The 24,170-nt window shown below is 47.6% G+C and carries 19 protein-coding genes and 1 pseudogene; 10 read left to right on the plus strand and 10 right to left on the minus strand.

Going from position 1 to position 24,170, the window contains the following annotated elements; genetic code table 11:
• Nucleotides 1-17: 17 nt before the first annotated feature.
• Nucleotides 18-1,127, plus strand: coding sequence for a sensor histidine kinase (locus MCJ35_RS23545; protein ID WP_025485002.1), 1,110 nt, complete (start codon nt 18-20; stop codon nt 1,125-1,127).
• Nucleotides 1,128-1,130: 3 nt separating this feature from the next.
• On the plus strand, nt 1,131-1,820 hold the full coding sequence (locus tag MCJ35_RS23550; RefSeq protein WP_008720849.1) for a response regulator: 690 nt from the start codon (nt 1,131-1,133) through the stop codon (nt 1,818-1,820).
• 448 nt (nt 1,821-2,268) lie between these two features.
• Here MCJ35_RS23550 and MCJ35_RS23555 read toward each other — a convergent pair whose 3' ends face one another.
• Nucleotides 2,269-3,216 (minus strand): 3'-5' exonuclease, encoded by a 948-nt coding sequence (locus tag MCJ35_RS23555; protein WP_025485001.1) that lies wholly within the window; start codon nt 3,214-3,216, stop codon nt 2,269-2,271.
• A gap of 217 nt (nt 3,217-3,433) precedes the next feature.
• Between MCJ35_RS23555 and MCJ35_RS23560 the strand changes: the two genes are divergently transcribed.
• The 4 genes from MCJ35_RS23560 to MCJ35_RS23575 all read left to right on the plus strand — a co-directional run bounded on the left by MCJ35_RS23560 (nt 3,434) and on the right by MCJ35_RS23575 (nt 7,323).
• Nucleotides 3,434-4,135 carry a hypothetical protein gene (locus MCJ35_RS23560; RefSeq protein WP_025485000.1) on the plus strand — a complete coding sequence of 234 codons (702 nt, stop codon included), beginning with the start codon at nt 3,434-3,436 and terminating at the stop codon, nt 4,133-4,135.
• 13 nt (nt 4,136-4,148) lie between these two features.
• Nucleotides 4,149-4,706, plus strand: coding sequence for a biotin transporter BioY (locus tag MCJ35_RS23565; protein ID WP_025484999.1), 558 nt, complete (start codon nt 4,149-4,151; stop codon nt 4,704-4,706).
• 8 nt (nt 4,707-4,714) lie between these two features.
• Nucleotides 4,715-5,848, plus strand: a complete 1,134-nt coding sequence (locus tag MCJ35_RS23570; RefSeq protein ID WP_025484998.1) for a thiolase family protein — start codon at nt 4,715-4,717, stop codon at nt 5,846-5,848.
• A gap of 155 nt (nt 5,849-6,003) precedes the next feature.
• Nucleotides 6,004-7,323, plus strand: a complete 1,320-nt coding sequence (locus tag MCJ35_RS23575; RefSeq protein WP_025484997.1) for an AMP-binding protein — start codon at nt 6,004-6,006, stop codon at nt 7,321-7,323.
• Here MCJ35_RS23575 and MCJ35_RS23580 read toward each other — a convergent pair whose 3' ends face one another.
• The 4 genes from MCJ35_RS23580 to MCJ35_RS23595 form a co-directional block, all read right to left on the minus strand.
• Complete coding sequence (locus MCJ35_RS23580) at nt 7,324-8,412, minus strand: linear amide C-N hydrolase (protein WP_025484996.1); 1,089 nt, start codon at nt 8,410-8,412, stop codon at nt 7,324-7,326.
• Nucleotides 8,413-8,499: 87 nt separating this feature from the next.
• Nucleotides 8,500-8,874, minus strand: a complete 375-nt coding sequence (locus tag MCJ35_RS23585; RefSeq protein WP_008720863.1) for a MerR family transcriptional regulator — start codon at nt 8,872-8,874, stop codon at nt 8,500-8,502.
• A 97-nt stretch (nt 8,875-8,971) separates the two neighbouring features.
• Nucleotides 8,972-9,844 (minus strand): DUF362 domain-containing protein, encoded by an 873-nt coding sequence (locus tag MCJ35_RS23590; protein WP_025484994.1) that lies wholly within the window; start codon nt 9,842-9,844, stop codon nt 8,972-8,974.
• Between the two features lie 12 nt (nt 9,845-9,856).
• Nucleotides 9,857-10,396 carry a flavodoxin family protein gene (locus tag MCJ35_RS23595; RefSeq protein ID WP_025484993.1) on the minus strand — a complete coding sequence of 180 codons (540 nt, stop codon included), beginning with the start codon at nt 10,394-10,396 and terminating at the stop codon, nt 9,857-9,859.
• Nucleotides 10,397-10,633: 237 nt separating this feature from the next.
• Here MCJ35_RS23595 and MCJ35_RS23605 point away from each other — a divergent pair.
• Nucleotides 10,634-11,974, plus strand: a pseudogene (locus MCJ35_RS23605) (IS30 family transposase).
• Nucleotides 11,975-12,349: 375 nt separating this feature from the next.
• Here the strand turns inward: MCJ35_RS23605 and MCJ35_RS23610 are convergent.
• The 5 genes from MCJ35_RS23610 to MCJ35_RS23630 all read right to left on the minus strand — a co-directional run bounded on the left by MCJ35_RS23610 (nt 12,350) and on the right by MCJ35_RS23630 (nt 19,168).
• On the minus strand, nt 12,350-13,513 hold the full coding sequence (locus MCJ35_RS23610) for a M20 family metallopeptidase (RefSeq protein WP_081739161.1): 1,164 nt from the start codon (nt 13,511-13,513) through the stop codon (nt 12,350-12,352).
• A gap of 9 nt (nt 13,514-13,522) precedes the next feature.
• Complete coding sequence (locus MCJ35_RS23615; protein ID WP_025484990.1) at nt 13,523-15,931, minus strand: beta-mannosidase; 2,409 nt, start codon at nt 15,929-15,931, stop codon at nt 13,523-13,525.
• 9 nt (nt 15,932-15,940) lie between these two features.
• Nucleotides 15,941-16,774, minus strand: coding sequence for a carbohydrate ABC transporter permease (locus MCJ35_RS23620; RefSeq protein WP_025484989.1), 834 nt, complete (start codon nt 16,772-16,774; stop codon nt 15,941-15,943).
• Nucleotides 16,767-17,657, minus strand: a complete 891-nt coding sequence (locus MCJ35_RS23625) for a carbohydrate ABC transporter permease (protein ID WP_025484988.1) — start codon at nt 17,655-17,657, stop codon at nt 16,767-16,769. The genes MCJ35_RS23620 and MCJ35_RS23625 overlap by 8 nt, the downstream gene beginning before the upstream one ends.
• Before the next feature lie 95 nt (nt 17,658-17,752).
• On the minus strand, nt 17,753-19,168 hold the full coding sequence (locus tag MCJ35_RS23630) for an extracellular solute-binding protein (RefSeq protein ID WP_025484987.1): 1,416 nt from the start codon (nt 19,166-19,168) through the stop codon (nt 17,753-17,755).
• Between the two features lie 222 nt (nt 19,169-19,390).
• On the opposite strand from MCJ35_RS23630, the gene MCJ35_RS23635 reads away from it, so the two are divergent.
• From MCJ35_RS23635 to MCJ35_RS23645, 3 genes are all read left to right on the plus strand, one after another.
• Nucleotides 19,391-21,127 (plus strand): sensor histidine kinase, encoded by a 1,737-nt coding sequence (locus MCJ35_RS23635; RefSeq protein ID WP_025484986.1) that lies wholly within the window; start codon nt 19,391-19,393, stop codon nt 21,125-21,127.
• A complete protein-coding gene (locus tag MCJ35_RS23640) occupies nt 21,105-22,616 on the plus strand; it encodes a response regulator (RefSeq protein ID WP_025484984.1) in 1,512 nt (503 codons plus the stop codon). The genes MCJ35_RS23635 and MCJ35_RS23640 overlap by 23 nt, the downstream gene beginning before the upstream one ends.
• Before the next feature lie 348 nt (nt 22,617-22,964).
• A complete protein-coding gene (locus MCJ35_RS23645) occupies nt 22,965-24,164 on the plus strand; it encodes a MarR family transcriptional regulator (protein ID WP_025484982.1) in 1,200 nt (399 codons plus the stop codon).
• The last annotated feature ends 6 nt before the right edge of the window (nt 24,165-24,170 follow it).

The following is a 24,170-nucleotide window of genomic DNA, read 5'->3' on the forward strand; positions in this document are numbered from 1 at the left end:
TTGCAGGGGAGTGTGCAATGAAAATCTTCCATAAGGAAAAGAGTGACCTGAAGGCTGCTGTCATGAACCTGGTTAGGAATCTTCCTATTACCATAGAGTATATGGCCGCAGCCACTTTAGTCTCTACCGTGTTTTTTTATTTCAGCACAAATGTAACCAATATTTCCATCATTTACACCCTGGCCATCATCCTGATTGCCCGTGCAACAAGCTGTTACGGAGCCGGCATACTTGCATCGCTGTTCGGGGTCTTCTGGGTGAATTTTGCATTTACCTATCCTTATATGACCCTTAATTTTACCATGTCAGGATATCCGATCACATTTGTGGGCATGATGCTGATTTCCTGCCTTGCCAGCAGTATATGCATCATGATTACCAAGCAGAACGTACAGCTCCAGGAAAAGGACCGTATGCTGCTGAATGCGGAAAAGGAGACCATGAAGGCCAACCTCATGCGCGCCATGTCCCATGACCTGCGCACCCCGCTTACCACAATCATCGGTTCCAGTTCCACCTATCTGAACCAGGAAGGTTCCATGTCCGCCGAAGAAAAGCGTAAGCTGGTGCAGAACATAGAAGAAGATGCCCAGTGGCTTCTCACCATGGTGGAGAACCTGCTGTCCGTTACCAGGATCCAGGACGAGCGCGGCGTGGCCACTGTAATTAAGACAGAGGAATCCCTGGAGGAGGTCATTTCCTCAGCCGTGGAGCGGTTCCGCAAACGGTTTCCGGATGTCCACGTCCACGTCTCCATACCGGAAAGCTTTATCATGGTCCCCATGGACCCCACCCTCATCGAGCAGGTCATCAACAATCTTCTGGAAAATGCATACTTCCATTCCGGAAGCCATGGACCCATTGACCTGCTGGCGGCAGCGGACGGTCCCTATGCGTCCATCACCATCCGTGACTATGGCAACGGCATCCGGCCGGAACTGTTAGACACCCTGTTTGACGGCGGAGGCGTCTCCGGCAACCAGACCGGTGACAGCCACAAGGGGATGGGAATCGGCCTTACGCTCTGTAAAACCATCATAAATGCCCACGGAGGCCACATAGAGGCCAGCAATTACGAAAAAGGCGCCCTATTTACTTTTACCTTACCAGATTGGAGGGAATATTAGCTTATGAACACAAGAGCCAGTATTATCATCATTGAGGACGAAAAGAACATCTGCAATTTCATAGAAACAGTCCTGACCCCGCAGAACTATCAGGTGACCTGTGCATATACGGGTACGGATGGACTGAAACTAATCAACACCCACAAACCGGATGTGGTCCTGCTGGACCTGGGCCTTCCCGACATGGACGGCCTGGAGATCATACAGGAGGTCAGGGCCTACAGCTCTGTGCCCATCATCGTGATTTCCGCCAGGACCATGGAGCGCAGCAAGGTGGCTGCCCTGGACATGGGCGCTGACGATTACCTTACCAAGCCGTTCGGCACAGCGGAGCTTCTGGCCCGCATCCGCACGGCCCTGCGCCACAGCCAGCGCAATGTCAGCGAAAACTCCAAATACGACGTGGGCGGCCTGCTGATTGACTTCGAGCGCCGTCTTGTCAAGGTGAACGACCAGGAAGTGCATCTGACGCAGATTGAATACAAGCTGGTATCCCTGCTGGCCCAGAACGCAGGCAGGGTGCTGACCTATGAAACCATCATTTCCAAGATATGGGGGCCATTTGCGGACAGCGATAACCAGATACTCCGCGTGAACATGGCGCATATACGCAGGAAACTGGAAGAGAACCCAGCCGAGCCAAAGTATATTTTTACAGAGATTGGGGTTGGGTATAGGATGAGGGAGGAGTAAGGGGGAAAATTGGATTTGACGAGGCAGGGGATTGCGGGGGTACGCAACCTCTGCCTTGTTTTGTTCCCGGAGACAGGGGCGGGAGGCGGACGGGGGTGGGATTCCTGGTTCCGGAAGCCTGGCCTGCTAACTCAAAAAGACGGCAAAAACAGGGCACCGCGCCAACTCCCGAAGAAATCTTGATGATTTTTCGTCCGTGGGCGCTCTGCGCTCGGGCTTGGAAGCCCTCGCTCGACCCTGTTTTTGCCGCCTTTTTGAGTAAGCAGACCGGGCTTCCTCCACAAGGAATCCCACCCCCGCCCGCCTCCCGCCCCTGCCTCCTGCTAAGGTTGTGAAGAGGTTGCTGTGGCTTCCGGGCGCTGCCTGTGAAATATCAATGGATGGAAGATTGATAGTTAAAATTGATAGCTAAGATTCATAGCTAAGATTCATAGCTAATAGGGGTTGCTTAGTGTTTGGCGTTGCGGCGTCTGCGGCCGTCTTCTTTGCGCTGTGTGAGAAGTTCCACATCTTCTTCTCCGGCCATTTTGGTGGTCTTGATTACGTAGTATCTGTCGTCTTCTGATTTTTTGACGCGGATCTTTCCTTTGACATATCCGTGTTCGGGACAGACGGCCAGGCAGAAGTAGAATCTTTGGCTGTAGGGGAACCAGCGGATTTTCTTGCGGAGCATGCGCCTGCATTTCAGACATACCATGTCTGTGATGTTCTTGTCTTTCATGATGTCTTCCCTGGAGTTGAATTCCCTGGATACGAATTTCGTGTATTCGGGGAAAAACAGCCTGTACTCGTTTTCTTTTGTCTCCGGCAGCCCATAATAGTCTACGGATACGTATACACCGTACTTCTCCATGTCCAGCACGGATAGTATTTTCCCGGTGTAATATGCATCGTCCAGCGCCCGGTGGAAGGGCCGGTCCTCCGCCATGCCCTGTAGCTGCACAGCCTGGTCAAGGGACACCTTATTCTTGCCGTCCCCGTACTGGAGGCAGTACAGCTTCTGGATGTCATAATATAAAAGCGGACGGGGAAATGGTATCTCCATCTTGTGGTATATCATGTTCCTCTGCAGCTCCGTCAGATCCATGGACCCCCATGTGCAGAAACGGAAGTCCCCTTCCCCGCACCAGTCCAGGAATTCCTGCATCACTGCCTTGAAGGGCTGACCCTCCTGGCATAGCTTTTTCATGTCCATATGTGTTACTTCTGATATTTTAAAATGCATCTTTTTATATACCTGGGGCTTTATCAGTTTATGGAATTCCCCTGCGGCCCGGAACTGATGGTCCAGCATCACCGCGCCTATCTCAATAATCTCAAAGGGAAGATGCTCTACGGAGTCTTCCTTTCCGTTGGGACTCTGATTCCACTCAAGGTCTAATACAATGTAATTCATATTTTCATCCTGTCACTCTATAATCTCGATTTACCTTCCTATCTTACCATACCGAAAAGAATATGGAAAGGGGCTATCTTCATACATCCGTGTGGTGTCCTTTCCTCCTGGTCCGCGGGCGGATTGTTAACCATATAAGTTTTCGAGTTGACAAATAGGCTGTGCGGCCCTATAATAAATAAAATGTAAACCACATTTTATGAATAGGATGACAATTATGATGCAGATGATACATGCGGCATGTGCCCATGGACAGCGCCAGTTTGATGGGTGGGTGATAGGAAAGGCTTTTTATGGGAAATATGATGGCCAGGAACCTGTGTCCTTTGAGACGCAGACGCAAAGGATGCGGCAGGGTTATGCCAGACTGTCTGCCAAAGGATATGGCAAAGGACGCAATGTCGTACAGAGCCTGGAACTGGTGATGGTCCGGCCGTCTTGCGCGGATGGGGATGCACGGGGGAATGCGTGTGCCGGCGCATTTCCCGGCAGGCATGGATGCAGGCTTTTGCGGGACAGGCTTGAGGCCGGGGACGGCATAAGGGCTGCTGCTGAAGACTCCCATGGATGCCTCTTATCTGGCGCGCCTCATTTCAGGCCCGATGTGCTCACATTCTCTTCAGAGGGTTTAAAACGGTTCTTAAAGGATTCCGGCGATACCAACCCTATTCATTATGGAGAAACAGCTGTTGTGCCGGGATTGTGGATTCTGGAGCGTTTACAGGGCCTTTGGGAATGTAAGGCGGCGCAGGGCGCGGATGCGGCACCAGGCCGTCATGATCTGCCCCAGGGATTCCATATCCGTTTTTTCCATCCGGTATATACAGGACAGCCAATCCGGCTGGTATGCTCTGAAAACACAATCACCGGGGTATGCGGCGGGCTTACTTATTTTCTTTTGCGGACAAACAACTTATGATGTGGAGGTAATCATGAATACAAAATCGAGATTCAATACAATGGAACTGACAAAAATGGGGCTGCTCACCGCCCTGATCTGTGTATCTGCCTATATTGTAATCCCTCTTCCGTTTTCCCCTGCCAGCCTGACTGCCCAGACCCTGGTGGTCAATCTGATTGCCCTTTTGCTGACCCCCAGGCAGGCGGCATTTACCATTATTGTATACATACTACTTGGACTTACCGGGCTTCCCGTCTTCTCAGGCGGCGTGGGCGGCCCAGGCAAACTGTTCGGCCCTACCGGGGGCTATATAATGGCATGGCTTATTGCTGTTATCTTAATGTCGTGGCTGAAAGGGCAGCGCTATAGTTTTGCGCGGTACTGCCTTGTCACTGTGTGCGTAGGAATGCCAATCATCTATCTGCTGGGAAGCGTCTACATGAAGTTCGTGACTGGCATGGACTGGATTTCTACATTTACAGTTGCCGTTCTCCCCTTTATCCCGCTGGACCTGTTTAAATGCGCTGCTGCAGCCCTGATTGCAAAACCTGTCCAGGAAAGCCTTTCAAGGGCCAGATCCGTCATATAGGAGAAGCCATGGACAATGTATATGTATTAGGCGGACTGCGGAGCTATATCGGAATAAGGAACAGCGCCTACCGGCATGTCCCGGCGGAACAGCTGGGCGCTGCCGTGCTGAGGGAACTGGCAGCGCGATATCCATTTGATAAGGCAGATATGATAATTGGCGGGAACAGCGTTGGCTGCGGAGGCAACATCACCCGCCTGGCGGCGCTTAACGCCGGACTGCCTTCTTCCATCCCGTCCCTTACCATTGACCAGCAGTGCGCTTCCTCCCTTGCCGCCATTATCACGGCTGCCGCCATGATTGAAAGCGGACTGTCCGGTCTTGTCATCGCAGGCGGATTTGAAAGTACATCCACCCAGCCCCTGCGTATGCACCATCCGAACCATCCTGATTGTACGGAGGATTCCCGCCCCTACACCACTGCCAGGTTCATACCAGGCCCCCAGCAAGAGGATGTAATGCTTCAGGGGGCTGAACGCACCATATGCCATCATCATATCTCTAAGGAAGAACTGGACAGCTGGACGCTGATAAGCCACCAGAGGGCCCTGCGCGCCCGTGAGGACGGGGTATTAAAGGATGTGGTATGCCCTGTATGGGGCCTGGAGATGGACGAGGGCATCCGTCCGCGGATGAGCCAGAAGCTGCTTGATAAACTTCCCCCTGTCCTGAAGGACGGCAGATATCTAAATGCAGCCAATGCCTGCACCATGAACGACGGCGCCGCCTTCCTCCTTCTTTGCTCCGGACGGTATCTTAAGGACCACGGCCTGACCCCCCGCTGCCGTCTGACCGGCGCCCTCAGTACGGGAGCCGACCCTCTTATGAGTCCTGTATCTGCTGTGGGGTCCATACGGCAGCTTCTGGAACAAGCCCATACCTCCATGGACGATATCGGCTGTGTTGAATGCAATGAGGCGTTTGCTGCCATTGATGTACTTTTTCAAAGGGCATATCCTGATAAATGCAGCCGCTATAACATGTTTGGAGGCGCCCTTGCCTATGGCCACCCGTATGGCGCATCCGGCGCAATTATTTTCCTGCATCTCATGAAGGCCATGGAACTGACTGAAAGCAGGAAAGGAATCTGTTCCGTGGCCGCTGCCGGGGGAATCGGCACCGCGGTGCTTCTGGAACGCTGATTTAGGACGCTGGCCCGGGACGCTGACCTGGGACGCTGACCTGGGATGCTGGCCCGGGACGCTGACCTGGAACGCTGATTTGGGACGCTGGCCCCGGGTCAGCAATCCTGAATACCGCCCATGATATCACGCAATGAACGGACAAGGAGTAACACATGAATTATCTTGAAATGCTGCGGGCTGTCCCGCCCCACCGGACAGCCCTTATTGAAGATTCCAGACAATATACCTACGGGGAAATGGTCATGGATGCCCAACGGTGTTCCGATGAACTTCTATCCCATCAGAAAACGGATAAGGATGGGACAGCAAAAAAGCAGTCCACCGCAGCCGCAGCCGTATCATACCAGGCTGGTCTTCCCCTGCTGGCATGGATTAAATCCCCTTCTGTCTACACACAGCTTATCTGCTTCCTCGCCTGCGGACAGATTGGGCGGATTCCGGTCATCCTGCCCCCTGATATGAGACATCCTCCCTCCATCCCTTCTGGTTCATCCATTCCTGACAGGGCCTGTATGGGCGTCCTGACTTCAGGCACCACCGGGAATCCCAGGCTGCTGTTCCGTACGTTTGAAAGCTGGCACGGCTTTTTCCCTGTCCAGAACAGCATCTTTGGTGTGGACAGGAATACCAGGATGTTTGTGCACGGCAGCCTTGCATTTACAGGAAACCTGAACATGTACCTGGCCCTGCTGTCCGAGGGCGCTGCTCTTATCACATGTTCCGCGGTCCATCCCCCTGCGTGGAACGGCAGCATTTCCCTGAACCAGGCAAATGCCATCTATCTCATCCCCTCCAAGCTGCGCCTCCTGTCCAGGACCTCCCCCGGGCCTGCGGATTACGTAAAAGCCATCCTGACCGGCTCCCAGAGCATGGATTTAAAGGATATGCATGGGCTGAAGCAGGCATTTCCACAAAGCAGATGTATCCTGTATTACGGCGCCAGTGAACTCAGCTATGTGTCATATCTCTGCGGCAATGAAATGACCGGCAATCCCGCCTGTGTGGGCCGCCCTTTTCCCGGCGTCCATATCACCATACAGGATGGGGAAATCATGGCTGACACCCCTTACCGCGCCCTGGGGGTACGGACTCCCGCAAGCGCCGGGGACATAGGATACCTGGACAGCCACGGGTTCCTGTATCTTCTGGGACGCCGGGATAATGTATACAATATCCATGGCAGAAAAATCCCTGCCGCATTGGTAGAACACGCCCTCACTGACCTGGATGAAATCAGCGAGGCCGCCGTTGTACTGGAACATGGTTCACTGACCGCTTATGTGGTCCTCAACCCAGCATTCCATTCCATGGACGCCCCAAAACCTTCCCCGGACCTCAGCCGCCGTCTAATGGGAAGGCTTCAGGAAACCCTGGAATATTACCAGCTGCCCCGCAGGATACGGTTCCTTGATGCAATTCCAAAAAACAGCAGCGGAAAGCCGATCCTGTCATTGCTTTCCGCTGCTGAGTGATTATTGTGTTAAGCTGAATGTATGGGCCGGCTTATCATACTGACGTCCGGTCACCACCTTTGCCGTAAGGTCGGTGCAATTAAAGACAATGGACCACTGGGTCGCATTTAACCGCCCGGAGGTCTCCGACACATGCCAGTCCTTTGACGCTGCCTGCAGCAGATCCATACCGGCCTGCTCATCCTTTACGACACCGCCGCAGCGGTTCAGGGACGATTCCAGGATTTCATACCGGTCCTGTCCGTTTCCGAAATTGAATTTCTTATCCGAAAGCAGGAAATTGGTCGCCATCTGATATCCCTCGTCCGCCTTCAGGACCACAAATTCATTATCGATGTATTCCACCACCGCGCTGTCCCCTGCCGCGTCTGCAAGCTGGAAATGGTAGCAGCTTCCTGCGGAGGAATGCATGTCGTACTGCTCCAGAAGGCTCACCGCCTCATCCACCGTGGCCGCCTTATCAAGCATCAGCCGGATGGCCGTGGTCGTGGTAATATCCGTCTTCCCCGTATCCTGGTCCGTGGGCTCATCCGCAATGCGGAGCACCGCCACCGCCAGTCCCTTTTCATTTATCCCGTCCAGAGGCGCATAAGGCGCTGCCAGTGTGATAAGCTTCTGCTTCCATGTATCCGGCAGCTTATCCTCCCCAAACCCCAGGAAGGCAAGATTGACCGTGGATATGGAGCGGTATCCGTTATCCGGCGCCGTCTCCACCACCAGGGCCGGCGAGTAGGTAAGGTCAAAATTCCTGCCGAATATACGGTCCCCATCCTCCGTCCAGGCGCTGAACGTGGAACAGCCCAGATCCGGAATGGAAAACTCCAGCGGCAGGCCCCTTAACAGCCTGTCCGTCACAAACCTGACCAGCTCCCCATCGGTGCTGGCGCCTGTGAGCAGGAAATCATCAAAACCATAATCCCCGTCATACTTCATGGTATAAAGCACATTGTCATCTATCTTCTCAAGCGTTGCAAGTGTCTTCAGCTCATGTCTGAACAGAAAGGCGCCTGCCAGGACCGCGGCCAATACAATGCCTGCCGCCCAGACAGCCGCCCATAGCAGCCGTTTTTTCCATCGTGTCTGTGTCATGATTTTCCCCTTGTCCATAGTCCCTGCTTTACAGCAGAATATCCTTAAAATCATAACACCATGTACGGGAAATGTCAAATACACGCCTTACCTTAAATTCTCCTCACACTTAATCATCCGTTCCTCATACCCGTCTAATTTCCAGTCCAGCCTTGCCAGAACAGCCTGAAGCTCCTCAATCCGGGCGGCAATCTGTTCCCGCTGTTCCAGAAGCAGGTTCTTCCTTGCCTGTATGGTTTCATTTCCCTGATAGAATAAGGCCACATACTCCACCAATGTCTCAACAGACACCCCTGCGCTTCTCATACATTTTATATATTCCACCCAGCGGCAGTCCTCCTCCGAATAATTGCGGATACCGCCGGAGGTACGGCCAATGCTTGGCAGAAGGCCCACGCGTTCATAATAGCGCAGCGTATCCGCGGATATATCATAGGCCCTGCTTACTTCTGCGATTGTCATATCACCATCTCCTGATTATCTGCTTTTTATTTTATTGTAACCATATTCATCCACGGAGGCAAGGAAATAAATACATATCAATGAATGTCCGCAGAAATTAACCGATTTTTACCAGTTCATAATCGCGGCTTCCAAGCCCAAGGGCATGCGCCGCCTCCACGGTATGGATTCCATGGCGTGATTCCATCCTTTCAATCAGCGCCGCCTTGCCTGTATCCAGGGAACTGTATACCGCATCCACACACGCCTGGTCCAGTGAAACAGGATCCGTGGATGCAAAAATGCCGATATCGCCCATTTCCGGGTCATGGGGATGGGCGTCACAGTCGCAGTCCACCGAAAGCCGGTTCGCCACATTAATGTAAACAATCTTGCCGCGTCCCACAAAATCCATCACTGATTTATCCGCATCGGCCATGGACTCCAAAAATGAATCATGGTCTGCCGTGAAAGCATCCTCAAACCGTTCACTGGTGGCAGACGTATGGATCCACACCTTGCCCCGTGAAGAAGCAAGGCCGATGGACATATTCTTTAATGCCCCTCCGAATCCTCCCATTGCATGCCCTTTAAAATGGGACAGCATAAGTATGGAATCATAATCCGTCAAATGGCTTCCCACATAATTCTCGCGAAGATGGTACCCGCCTTCCACAGGAATTGCCATGTCCCCGTCCTCATCCAGTATATCGCATGGGGCAATGGCCGCAAATCCATGGTCGCGGATGGTCTGCCAATGGGCCTGCGTGGTATTGCGGCGGCCTTCATAGGCCGTGTTACATTCAACAATTGTGCCGTTCAGCCTGTTAACCAGATCCTTAATCAGATCTGGCTGTAAAAAATTATGCCCGCCAGGTTCACCTGTCGAAATCTTAACCGCCACCCGGCCCGGCAGTGTTACGCCCATTGCTTCATAGATACGCACCAGGCTTTCCGCGGTAATACTGTCTGTCATATATACCTTTGTCATGTTAAATACCTCCTATATCCGTTTTCCCATCTCATACGCCTGCTTCATCGCCGGGCTGCTCTCGATATCTCCCACCTGCCAGGCGCCTGTTCCATAAATAATCCCTTTTTCACGCGCCCCCGGCAGGCAATCCTGGGTGAACCCGCGGAACCCTTCAATGGTGCGTTCCATCATGGACGCCTGCGTATCAGCTGCCGCTACAATGAAATAAAAATCCTTGTCCCTGATTTCCCCATAACGCGGCACCGTGCGGTCAATCAACGTCTTCATCTGCCCATCCATTGTATAAAAATACACAGGCGTTGCCATGACAATCACATCTGCATTTACCATCTTCTCAAGGATGGACGCCATATCGTCATTCTGGACGCACTTATGGGTGCTGTTACAGACACCACAGCCTAAACAATAATGAATCTTACAATCCCTCAGGAACACCTTTTCCGCCTCGTTCCCGCCATCCACGGCCCCTCTCATGAACTCATCACATAACGTATCCGAGTTTCCCTTCCTTCTGGGGCTGCCTGAAAGTATTAAAACTTTTTTATCCACTATAATCTTCCTTTCTTTCTGTTGGTAAAGCCTGTTTTGTAAGTTTTTGTTTTGCATAACTATAGCCTACTACCTGGAGTCGGCTCCAAGTCAACAACTAAATTCATTTTTTTCCGTAAAATGTAATATTAATTTCGTGTTTCACCAACTAAATTCGTGATTGACGATTTTAGTGTTACACTTATCATGGTATGATTATCCTGGTAAGTGGATTCCTCCGTCCAAGGAGGATTATTTATGCCTAAGAAAAAAAGATATGATCACAAACACCTTTCTACAAGCCAGCGCATCTACATCGAAAAAGGATTGAATGATGACCTGTCCTTTGCTGCCATTGCAAGAAAACTAGATAAGCATCCCAGCACCATTGCAAAGGAAGTAAAGAAATACCGTACGTTTCAGCCTCGTGAGAAAGACCCGAAGAAACCGGCCAGATGTGCGCTCTTCAAAGAATGTACCCTGCGTTTCCTCTGTGATGAAAAGGGCTGTGTGAAGATGTGCAAGAGCTGCTATGATGTTAGGCTGCAGGTCTCAAAATGCAGTTATCTGTGTCCTGAATACCGGGAGCCTCAGTGTGCATCCATATCCAAAGCCCCTTTTGTGTGTAATCATTGCGCAAGACAGCGGACCTGAAATAAGAACAAAGCCTACTACATTGCCCAGAATGCAGATAAATCCTCTCAGGAGCTGCTTGTATCATGCAGGCAGGGGATTAACCAGGCTCCTGTAGATATCGCAATGCTTGATAAGCTTATCTCTCCACTGCTTGCTCAGGGGCAGTCACTGGCACACATTTATGCCTTTCACGGACACGAGGTTCCCTGTTCCAGGAAGACACTCTACAATTATATAGACCAGGGCGTTTTTACTGCTAAGAACATCGACCTGCGCCGTAAGGTACGTTACAAATGCAAGCCAAGAAAGACCGGTACAAGGGTCAGCCTGGCTGCAAAGGAATTCCGTATAGGACGGACCTACGAGGATTTTCAAAAATTCATTCAAAAGAATCCTGACATTCCTGTTGTCGAACTCGATACGGTCGAAGGCGGACGGGATAACAGTACCCAGGCCTTCCTTACCCTCTTTTTCCGTAACTGTTCCCTCATGCTTATTTTTGTGCTGCAGGAGAAATCACAGGACCAGGTCATTAAAATTTTCGATTATTTGACAGAAAAACTCGGAATTGGGGTATTTCAGGAACTGTTCCCTGTCATCCTGACCGATAATGGTGTGGAATTTCAATTTCCAGAACGGTTGGAATGTGATAAAAATGGCGGGATCCGCACAAAGATCTTTTACTGCAATCCGAACTCTTCCTGGCAAAAAGGACGGATTGAGAAAAATCATGAATACATCCGGTATGTGATCCCCAAAGGTCAGAGTCTGGATAACTATAAGCAGGGAGATGCCTGCGTACTTATGAATCATATCAACAGTGAAGCCAGGGACAGCCTGAACGGCTGCACTCCATTCAGGCTGTCTAAGATGCTTTTAAATAACAGGTTACACAGACTTTTATGTCTTCAGGAAATACCTGCAGACCAAGTCAATTTAAAACCATCGTTACTTAAAAAATAGAATTAGAATCAAGACGGAATCCACTGCCGAATTTAATCTTACAAAAATTTGGCATGTGGAATTTAGTCCTGCACACTGACCCAGATGCCTGTTTACCATGCTTGTACTCATGAAAACAGGCTCCTGTAAGGTCATTATAGCTCTATTTTTGTCACACGTAAACCGAAATGAGGTGAATTAAGTGCTGCAAAATCAATGTTTTGTAGAAATCACGAATTCACTTTGAAATTTTACCAATTCATTTTTTTCCGTAAAATGTAATATTAAATTCATCTTTTCATTTTTTACTGTTTTATTTATACTGTAGCATAAGCAGCAATACAGCAGGACATGCCTGTATTTTAGCTGTCCTGCTATATATAGATATTGCATAGTCTATGATTTTGGCGTGAACATAAGCATTCCGTAAATTGCTGTCCCCTGTACCAAATCCTCAATGGATATGTACTCGTTTACAGTGTGGGCCTGTTTAATATCACCCGGTCCAAAGGTAATTGCCGGAGTCCCCAGGTATTGGGTCAACAGCCCCGCCTCCCCAGATGCGTCAAAAGCTTTCAGCACTGCTTCCTTCCCTGTAACTGATTTCACGCATTCTTTTATGCGTCCAATCCTCTCATGTGCTTCACTGCACAGTCCAGGAGGGCAATAAGTAGTAACATCCATCCGGCACCCGCACCCGCTCTCCTGCTCCACCTCCTTGAGCAGCCGGTTCAGCTCTCTTTGTACGCTTACATCATCCTCTCCGTCAGTCAGTCTCCTGTCAATCATGACCTGGCAGGTTTCCGGAATCATATTCACCTTCCTACCTGCCTGAATCATGGTTATTTCCATGGAACTCCTACCCTGGTATTTCACATTTCTCCCATCCAGTATGGTTTGGTATCCATCCACCTTTTTCTGTAAAAGGGCGGCTGCGCGTATGGGGTTTATCCCATAATCGGGCTGTGCTGCATGGGCGCTCTTTCCCACAATCTCCACCCTGAAAGCCATGACTCCCCTGTGGCCCATAGCCAGTTCCAGTGAGGTGGGTTCCCCCACAATAATAAAATCCGAAACAATCGGATCTGTTAAAAAAGTCCGGACTCCCAGATTATGATTCTCCTCATCTATATCGAAAAACAGAAGTAGGTTCTCCAGGGGTACTATTTTTCCCTTTGCCGCCAGTTCTGCCAGATACAGCATGCATCCGATGCTTCCCTTCATGTCTGCACTACCTCTTCCATACAGCCGTCCCTTGCGGATCTGCGGCTCGTAGGGAGGTGAATCCCATCCATCCGTTCCAGCAGGCACCACATCCAAATGACCGCAATACATGATTTCCTGTTTCTCGATTCCGGGAATCCTGGCTAGTACATTGAACCTTCCATCCCCACAATCCTGTTTCCACGGTTTCAGCCCCAAATCATTCAGAAAACCATACACATACTGCGACATGCATTCATCACTTCCCGTAGGCACCTCACTTGGGCATGAGATACAGTCCGAAACAATTTGAACCAGTCTCTCCCTGTCAATCAAATTAATTATGCCATTCCTCATCCTTATCACCTAGCGGATATCGTAAACACTTCTCACCTTCAGGTGTTTTGCATTCCCTTCCAGTACAGTAAGTGTTACCGTCCCGGCCTCCATATCAAAAAAGTTATCACTCAGGACAAAATCTTCTATATGGGAATAAATTTCAACGGATTTTGCATACGCCTCTGCCTTAACAGTCACCTGATTCCCATCTAAAGTTACGGAGAGCATGGGATTCTGGAAATAATAATGTTTCGGTGCTGTAAATAACACGGTTCCCGATGAAAGGACATTCCCGCCAACAACAAACTCAAAATATAGATGATTTCTCCTGTAATCCATGTCACCAAAATCCATCTGCTCCAGCCACTCGCTGCTGAATGCTTCCACCTCTACTTCCTTCGCACCCTCCATCACAACTTTGCTATCAGGAGTCATTAATTTCCATCTGACTTCGCCAGATACAGCATTCCATGTTTCATTCGCAACACAGAGCCTTGCAGTATTTACCACTGCTCCCGGTTCCATGACAACAGAAGTCCTGGCTGTTGTCTCACATACCTCCTCACAGGATATCATCACCGGCGCAAAGAAACGGCGGGCGCAATAGTGCAGCGCCTTCAGTCTTCCAAAGTAATCTACCGATGACCAGGAAGCCACCGGCCATATATCGTTCAGCTGCCAATAGATGGCTCCCATGCACCGTCCCCTATTCCGTCTCCAATGCTCTACCCCATACCGGATGGCATCTGCCTGAAGGAGCTGCGAGGTATAAAGGAGGGTTTCAAAATCATTGGGATACAGATAGGTTTTGGACAGGTATTGAAGGATTTTTCCATTGGCCCCCTCATTTCTCTGGTGCATTTCCATTACTCTGGAGAAAATATTTCTGTCCGACTGCAATGTAAAGGATTCAACTGTCTTTAATGATGGAAAAGACTGAAAACCAAATTCAGACGCATATCTGAAAAAGTATTTCCGATACTCTGAAAAAGGAACCCCGCCATGCCATACTTCCCAGTAATGTACATCCCCGCGGTCAGGCGCATTGGGTTCATCAAAGGAACCGCCTGAGGAAGGGGAAGCCGGCCAGTAAAATGTATTTGGATCTTCTCGTTTCAGTATATGAGGTATGATATGCTCATACATACGGATATAAAATCCCCTTGTGATGTCATTTCCATCGTATTCTCCAACTTTTGCGAACATTTCCATCTCATTATTGCCGCACCATAACCCCAAAGAAGCATGATGCCTGATTCTGCGGATGTTATCCTCAAGCTCTCTGGTAATATTCTCTTCAAATGTGTCCGTAAGATGATAATTGGCGCAGCAGAACATAAAATCCTGCCAAACCACCAGCCCCAGTTCATCACAGATATCAAAGAACTCATCTGACGGATAATTTCCGCCTCCCCATACCCGGATGGCATTAAAATTTGCAAATTTGCATTTTTCCAAAAGCTTTCTTGTACGCTCCGGCGTAATCCGCTGAAATAGATTATCCTCAGGAATATAGTCAGCTCCCATTGCAAAGAACGTCTGTCCATTGACACAGTGTGCAAAACTCTCGCCCCACTGGTCCTTTTCCCGAACCACAGTCATGGTCCTCAGCCCGATTCTTCTAACCATGCTATCCACAACTACATCTTCCTGAAGCAGTTCTATAGTAACCTCATACAAAGGCTGGCTTCCCAGTCCATTGGGCCACCATAGCTGCGGATTCTCTATAGCAACCTCCGTCCTTCCGCCCTCATATATGATTTCCCCTTTCGGATTCTTGATTGTTACCTTTATATCTGCTTCTCCCGTATGTCTGATTCTGAATGACAGCCCTACTTCATCCCGTCCATGCTGCTGCTCAATATAGACATCCTGCAGGCGCGCATCTTCAAATGCCAGGATATTAATCTGATTCCATATCCCGGCATCAGGAAGTCTGGGACCCCAGTCCCATCCAAACATGCAGTGAGGTTTTCTCAGATGGGGAAATCCCCTCATTGCATGGCGTGATCCCCCCAAATGATAAGCCTTATCCTGCTCCTTAATATAATTGATCGGAGATGATATATGGATGACAAGTTCATTCCCATCCTCCCTAATCATATCCTTTATATCGAACTCCCATATCCTGTGGAAGTTATCTGCACTCCCGATTTTTGTTCCATTCAGATAAAGCTCACATAGGGTGTCAAGCCCATCACAATGCAGCAGGACATGGCTGCTCCTGCAGATTGTTTCCGGAACTTTAAACTTTTTCTTAAACATAAAATCCTGTTTCATGATTTCCAATGCACTTAATTCATTATCCCGGTAATATGGGTCTTCCATATATCCATTTTCAAGAAGAGCGGAATATACGGAACCGGGAACTGTGGCGGTCATATCGTGACCATCGGCATAGACCTGCCATATTCCTGCTAAACTGTAACTTTCCATTATAATCTCCTAACCTTTCACGGCACCAGACATCATGCCTTTGATGATATTCTTGCTAAATAACATATAGGTTACCAATGCCGGTGCGATTGCAATTGCCATTGCAGCCATCAGCATTGGGTAGTTGGTGGTATAAGAACCCTTAAATAGCGCCAGCCCCAAGGGAAGTGTCCTAAGCGTTTCCCTGGTAGTAAGAATCAATGCAAAGCTGAACTCGTTCCAGCAATAAAAAAATGCAATGATACCAGCCGCGGTCATAACCGGTTTCGCCATTGGCAGAACAATCCTGAACAGCCTCATATCAAAGGATGCACCGTCAATCGCTGCTGCCTCCTCCATTTCCCTGGGTATGCTGTGAATGTAATTCTCCATCAGATAAAGGGCAATGGGCATCTGAAAGGCCAGATAGGGGATTACCAAGGTAAACCTGTGGTCGTTGATGTGAAGCTTGGAAAAAATAATATAGATAGGTACCATCAGGGAATGGATGGGAATCAGCATTCCTATGAGGAATCCCCCATAAATCAGGTTTCTGAACCTGAAATCATACCTGGCCAGGAAATATCCAATCACAAAGCTGGTAACCAGAATAAGCATGACTGTTATCACGGAAATCATGACTGAGTTGAGCATATACTTAGGCATTGAACTTACTGTCAGCACCTTTTTGTAGTTATCCAGGGTGGGATTTACCGGCAATGCAATCACATTTGTGTCAAACTCCGCAGAAGTCTTGAGGGTAGAATATATGAGCCATATAATAGGAAAGACACAGGTAAAGGATATCAATATCACGAACAGATTCGCCGCTGCCTTCTTTAAGGCGGACAATACTTTATACACCGCTCTTTTCCCCCTTTCCACCTGCTATCCTCCTGCTGAGCAGGGTAATTAACAGGCTGATGATCAGGATTCCTATGGAAATGGCACTGCCATACCCCATTTTATATCTTACAAAAGAATTCTGATACGCATACAAAGACATTACCATGGTGGAGATGCCCGGTCCTCCTCCTGTCATTACATAAATATGGTCAAAGGTCTTCAGGTTTCCGGAAATACAAAGGGTAAGACACACAATCAATGTTCCGCGGATTAATGGAAGTGTAATGTATCTGGCCCGCTGAAATCCAGTGGCCCCGTCAATTTCAGCCATCTCTAAAACGCCCGGGTCAATGGATGATAGGCCGGACAGGATAATGACCAGGTAATAGCCTATGTACTGCCATATGAGCGGCAGCGACACCAGAAACAGCGCCAGCTTCCTGTTGCTGAGCCAGGCCTGCTGTAAACTCTCCATGCCAAACACGCCAAGCAGCGTATTCAGCAATCCGTAATTGTAATCATAAATCATGGACCAGATAAAACCTATGACCACTGCTGAAAGCGTAACAGGAAAATAGCTTACCACCCTGTGGAACTGCTTCATCTTTACATATCTGGTATTCAGCAGCATTGCCATCAGAAAAGCGATTCCAATCTGTCCTACAATACAGATCATGGTAAGGACCAGATTATTCTTTAACGCCTGCCAAAACGTCTCATCATGGAGCAAGGTGACATAGTTTTGCAGACCCGCAAATGTTTTTTTAGGCCCGCCCATCCAATCAAACATACTGTAATACAGGGCGCCCAGCACGGGTACAAACACGGCAAATACATACAGCAATATACCTGGCAGCAAATATATGGCAAATTTAAACTTAGGAGGTCTTAAATTATTCATACCATCCTCTCCTTCCTTTATTTGAATGCTGCCCTAAGTCATGAAACCTGCGTAATCCGGCAGGTTTCATGCATTTGTTTCTGATGTTTAAATGCTCAGTTTGCATATTGGGCACATATGGTTTCATATTCCTGCTGAATCTTCCCAGCAGCAGTCTCTGGGTCTGTGGAGCCGCTCAGCAGTTCCACAAACTGGTCATTCATGGTAGCTATGACCGAGGCATTAATCCTTGCATCGTAAATCACGCATGTGTTCTCTGCATTTGCTACAAAATCCAGATATTTCTGATTGATGGTGCTGAATGTTGAGGGATCCTTTGCCACAGTGTCACAAGTACTTACCAGCCCCACATCTGTCATTCTCTGTGATAAGGCCGGGCCGGACATATACATTGCCAGGTCTAAGGCCTTCTCAAGGGCCTCTCCCTCCAGTTTGCTGTTTACTCCTACAAACCAGCCGCAGCCGGCTGCAACCGCGTCAGGCTGTCCCTTTCCACCTTCCACTGCAGGTAATACTGCCAGTTCTATCTTATCCAGCATCTCCTGGTCTGCATTTGATGCCGTATACTCCACATTCCAGTATCCGTCAATGGTGGTGGCTGCCTTGCCTGACAAAAGCATGGCGGATGCCTCCTGGTTCCCAATGCTTTCATAATCAGGATTCAAGGCATTGGAATCTCCTATTTTACTGGTAAGTTCCAAAAATTTAACAAAATCCTCATCCGTAAAGCTGGCGGTCCCATCCATATCGATGATTGACTGGGTCCAATCAGATCCCGTATAGCGGTCTGCCAACGCCGAACACCAGGATGAATTGTACTGCCATTTGTCAAGATTTCCTAATGCAATGGTCTGTACGCCCATTTCCTGGAACTTGGGAACTGCTGCCAGAAGTTCATCCCAGGTTGCAGGGAAGCTGTCATACCCTGCCTGTTTCCATAAATCCTTATTGTAATACACAATAGTTGTGGCAGAATACTGCATGGGAGCGCCAATAATCTTCCCATCTTTTGTTGTCACACCATCAAACAGATAAAATTTATACTGGTCTTTCCATTGGCAGTTATTAACCGCATCCGTCATATCTGCCAGCAGGCCGCTGGCATTAAAATTTTCAACCCAGGACCCCTTCATGGTGAATACATCCGGAAGATCATCCGCTGCTGCCAGTGCCTGAAGTTTTGTCTCATAGTCATCATGCTGTACCTCGGTCACTTCCACCTGAACAGAATCCTTGTTATTTTCCGCCCACTCGAGAACTGTTTCCCTTGGCATTTTTCTTGTATTATCACCGCTGTCCGCCTCTTCTTTGGTGTATGCATGCATTATGGATAATTTTACCTTTTCCCCTCTTTCTGTCTTTTCTGCCGGCTCTTCTGTCTTTGCTGCAGCCACTGTGCCGGCAGCTGTTGTGTCAGCAGCTGTTGCCGATGTCCCGGCAGAACTTCCGCAAGCCGTTAAAAGCATTGCAACCGACAGTAAAGCAGCATACATTCTGAATGATTTCTTCATTTCCATAACCCTCCTTGTTTTTCAGTACTTATGATTGATATATCCATAGTAACAAAATAATCCTGGATATAAAACCGTGCTTTTTGTATGATTTATCTAATTATTTTATTGATTTTGTTGATTTTTAAATAGAATAGACGAAAGTAATATCCTGTTTTTTTGACTTTATCCTGCTTTTTTGTTATACTTATATGAATATACAAAGAAGGGACAGGATGCCGCATGAAATTAAATATCCGCCTGAAGCTGATTTTGATTTTTATTGTCATCTTCACCATCCCCATGGTAATCTCACAGATTGTGTTTGCCCGGTATGCTAAGAATTTTGCAAAAGACAGCACCACCACCCTGAATATACAGAACATACACTCCATTGGCATATCCTGTGATCAGACATTTAATTCCCTGTATGACTTTGGCCTATATGCCACTTTTGAAACCAATATCACCGGTTTTCTCACAACACCTCTGGACTCACCCGATTTTAACCAGAAAAAGATTAACGTACAGAATACCCTGGCTCTTCTCCCCTATTCAAATGAAAATATTGAAGGAATTGCAGTATGGGGCAAGGATGGCCAATATGTGAGAAGCGGGGAGCGTATCTACCTATCAGAAGATGAAATTGATACCTTAAATCAGAACAAAGGATATCCCCTATGGAATTTTGAATCAGATTCCAATGGAAACACCCAGATATATTTTGGGAGGCTCCTCAGGATTCCCACCAACCTGAAAGCTGAGATTGGGTATTTAAAAATCCGAATGAATATAAAAGCGCTGGATACCCTCTTTCCCCAAAAAGAACCCATTGATACAAATTACTATATCATGGACAGACATGGAAATCTGATATACCAGAATGGGGACACAGTACAGAAAGCAACAGATGTCTTAAACACCATGACCGCTGACCTGCTGGATACCTATAATGGAAGCTGCCTTTACCTGAAGGATTATGACTGCTATATAACGCCTTACTCACTATCCAATGCAGGCTGGTATCTGTTTGGCATCAGCAGCAATGGCTTTGAGAATTCGGTTCTGAACAGCCTGAATGCTACTTGGGGAATCTTTACCCTGTGCTGTACTGCAATCTGTCTTTTTCTGTCCTACGCATTTACTGCACTAATCGTATCCCCCTTAAAAAAGCTTGGGAATTCCATGGAACGCATTACCACAACCGAAGATTTTTCTACCCGGGCTGAAGTAACGGGACATGATGAAATTGCAACACTTGCCCTCCAGTTTAATGAGATGTGTGAAAAGCTTCAGATTTCTTATAATGAGGTGTATCTTAAAAATATGAAACTAAAGGATGCCCAGCTATCCATCCTCCAGTCACAGATTAATCCACACTTTTTATATAACACACTGGATACCATCTACTGGATGTCTGAGTTTAACATGACAAAAGATGTAAGCCAGATGGTATCCTCCCTGTCCAAACTCTTCCGCCTTTCCCTTGCCGGAGACGAAAATGACATGGTTCCCCTTTCATCGGAACTGGAGCATGTAAGTTGTTATCTCTACATACAGCAGGTACGACACCAGGAACAACTAAAATATGAAATTGATACCCAGGTAGAAGCATCCGACTATATGGTCATCAAATTAATTCTTCAGCCCCTTGTGGAAAATGCCATCCTGCACGGTATTGATGTGACCGGATCAGGCACCGTAAAAATCCACATTTTCTGCAGTAATGATTGTCTGATTTATGAAGTGCGGAATACCGGTACTGATGTTAATATTGATTCCATTCAGGAAATACTTAATAAGCCTATTTCCGCTGAGAAAGGAATCGGCATCCGCAACATTAATGACCGTATCCGTTTGAGACATGGCAATTCCTATGGAATCAGCTGCACAGTGGAATTTGGCGAGACCATCTTCAAGGTGACCATGCCCGTCATAAGAAAAGAGGAGGTGCCTTATGACAACACTGATGATTGTTGACGATGAAACCATTATACGAAGGGGAATCCACTTCCATATCAACTGGTCTTCCCATGATATCGAAGTTGTGGCAGAAGCTGTGAACGGTGAAGACGGACTACAAAAGGCCATCAAACATCATCCCGATATTATCATCTCTGATATCAGGATGCCGGTAATGAATGGCCTTATAATGGCAGAAAGAATCAAGGAACTGCTCCCTGATACAAAAATAATATTTATCAGCGGCTATGATGACAAAGAATACCTTCTGGGTGCCATCCGCAATGGTGCTGTGGATTTTGTGATGAAATCCGCTAATTCCAGCGATATCCTTCAGGCTGTTTTGAAATGCAAAGAGAAAATTGATACCGCCTTCCATGATGATGCAGTATCAGATACCTCTTCTTTGATGGAATACTGTTTCCAGAACATACGTGTCAATTTTATGGACGATATTATATCCGGTAAAATGGAAAGCGGACTGCTTCTTGAACAGGCCCAGCTTCTAGAGGTAAACCTGGCTGGTCCATACTACTTTCCTTTATTGCTTCATACAGAGAATGGAGAGGATGTAGACAGCTTGATTATGAGCCTGCTGTTTTCCTTTTCCGCCAGTTCTCCTTTTCTTGTGTGGAAAAAAGACGTGGGAATCATCGGAATCCTGAACCTTTCATCAAATTTAATTCCTTTAGACCAATGTGAGGCTGTCATGGATGGCTTTATCCAGAAACATGAAAAGGCCCAAATGCTTATTTCACATAGGGCTGGAACAATTGAAGATCTGCCTTATCTGCTGGGCCGCCTGGTCAGGTCAAAAGAACACCTATGCTGGCATGCAGGTGAAAAACTAATTTTGTTGAGTGAAGCTCCTCCCGAGAAGGTGAATCTGGACCTCCTCATGACGCTGGAACAGGAAATCTTACATTCCTTTTCAATACATAATTACATTGATGTATTTGGAAAACTGGAGCAATTTTTTTCCTTTTTCCAGCAGCGCCAAGTTCCCTTTTGCCAATACAGGGCATCCATGGAACGGATTACAATCGGTATATTCAGTGTATCAGGCAAATATGAACAGGCCCTTCCATATTTAAGTACTATCCGTGAGTGTAATGATGCAACCTTGATTTTTCAAAAGGTGAATGAGATGATTCAGAATTTCAGTCCGGAGATTCCCCATAATTCCATCGTAAAAATGGCCCTCCAATATATTGACACCCATTATAGTGAACAGATTTCCCTAAATGCAATTGCCCGGCACTGCTGTGTGACTCCTTCCTATATCAGCAAAATATTTAAGAACAATATCAACATCGGGATTGTACAATATATACACAACCTTCGTATAGAAAAGGCGAAGGAGCTGCTTCTCAACTCCGATTTAAAAGTCTCGGAGATTGCCTCCAAAGTAGGGTACATGGAGTATAAACGTTTTTCCTCCTATTTTCTAAAAATTACGGGTATGAGTCCAAGGGAATATAAGATATCCCAACAGAACCGCCTGTGAGTTTTGGCATCATATAGACTTGTTTCATCCTCTTATATTCATATATATATTGTACCATTTAATACTTAGGGGTAATTATATAAAACCAGATAAACAAAAAACCTCGGAAAATCAAAGTTTCCGAGGTTTAGATGAGAGGCGACGACCGGATTCGGACCGGTGGTGAGGGTGTTGCAGACCCACGCCATTCGCCTCGGCAAACATGCGATTTTTCAAGGGTTCCCAGCCATATTGAAAATTGCCATCCACCTTATGACCACCTTATTCAGCTGCCACCATTGTTTTTAGCCCAAATAAATTATATAGCTGTTTCAGCTGAAAGTCAAACATACCTTAATGGAGGTCAAAATGGAATATCAATTAGAACTTAAACAAATCGTGGACTATCCGCGCTGTCGGATCTACCGCCCCTTTATCCGCCGGCTGACGCAGGACGTCAATATCCGTACCTGCGGCAGTTCTTACCTGTATTATTACATTGTCCTTTGTTCCTTTGCAAACTACCGCTCATCCTACCGCCGCCTGGACAGTATTACCTATCTTATTGAACCGGGAGAATGGATATGTACCCCTTCTGAGCTGGCACAATGGTTTCGTACCAGGTTCCAACATCAGGCTATCTCCATTCTGGATCACCTGCAGCAACAACATTATGTCACATACACAAGGCTGGACCGGGGGCAACTCATAAAATTTCATATCAATAACTGGAAAGCCAACAATACTTCTCTGGAATATAATTATCCATGCCAGAAAGACGTTGGTTTTTTCTTTTTCCCAATTGCAGCCGTACACGAACTGGTCAGCATGGGACGGTGTTCTGAAATGGACATTATTTTGGATATGTGGATTCATGCAATCTACAATGATTCTCAAATACAGGGATCGGATGTCGGGCCGGTCGTATATTTCCGCAATCATACCAGCAACCCTTTAATAACCTGCCGCGATCTGGCCTCCCGATGGGGGATATCCAAATCCACGGTCAGCCGGCTGCTGAAAAAGCTGGAGGAACAACAGTATCTCACCTCTGTATCTTTTACCGGCACCCATGGAAGTGTCCTGTATTTACAGAGCTATCTATCTACAATGTTTAACATCAGCGATGTCATGATCGATAAAGAGGAAGTGTCACTGACTTTCCAGTTGCCCGTAATCATCAGTGAGGAGGAGTCTATGGAAACTACGGCATCAGGCACAGAAATTCCAGAATCTGTAATTAAAGACGAACAGATATACGTTTCAGATTCTGAAAATAGCGTCCCAGAATCGCACATTAAGAAGATGGTGCATAAAGTGGCTGGAATCCTTGCAGCGCAAGGGATTCCATGCTGTGAATGCAGCAAAAGCAACTATAAGTTATATAGGTTATCCGACAGCGGGGAAGGGATTTTAAGGTATTCTCTCAATATCAGCTGTGGGGGAAGCCCTGCCAGTTACCACTTTGAATTAAATATACAGGCGCAGGAAGGGAATCAGTCCCCCAAAGCGTCAAAAAACACTGTAATCCCAAGAGCATATGCCCAGCCAATGGCTGGAGAAGAATAGGAGGAA

The organism is Enterocloster sp. OA13 (genome assembly GCF_022440595.1).
Taxonomy (GTDB): domain Bacteria; phylum Bacillota; class Clostridia; order Lachnospirales; family Lachnospiraceae; genus Enterocloster; species Enterocloster hominis.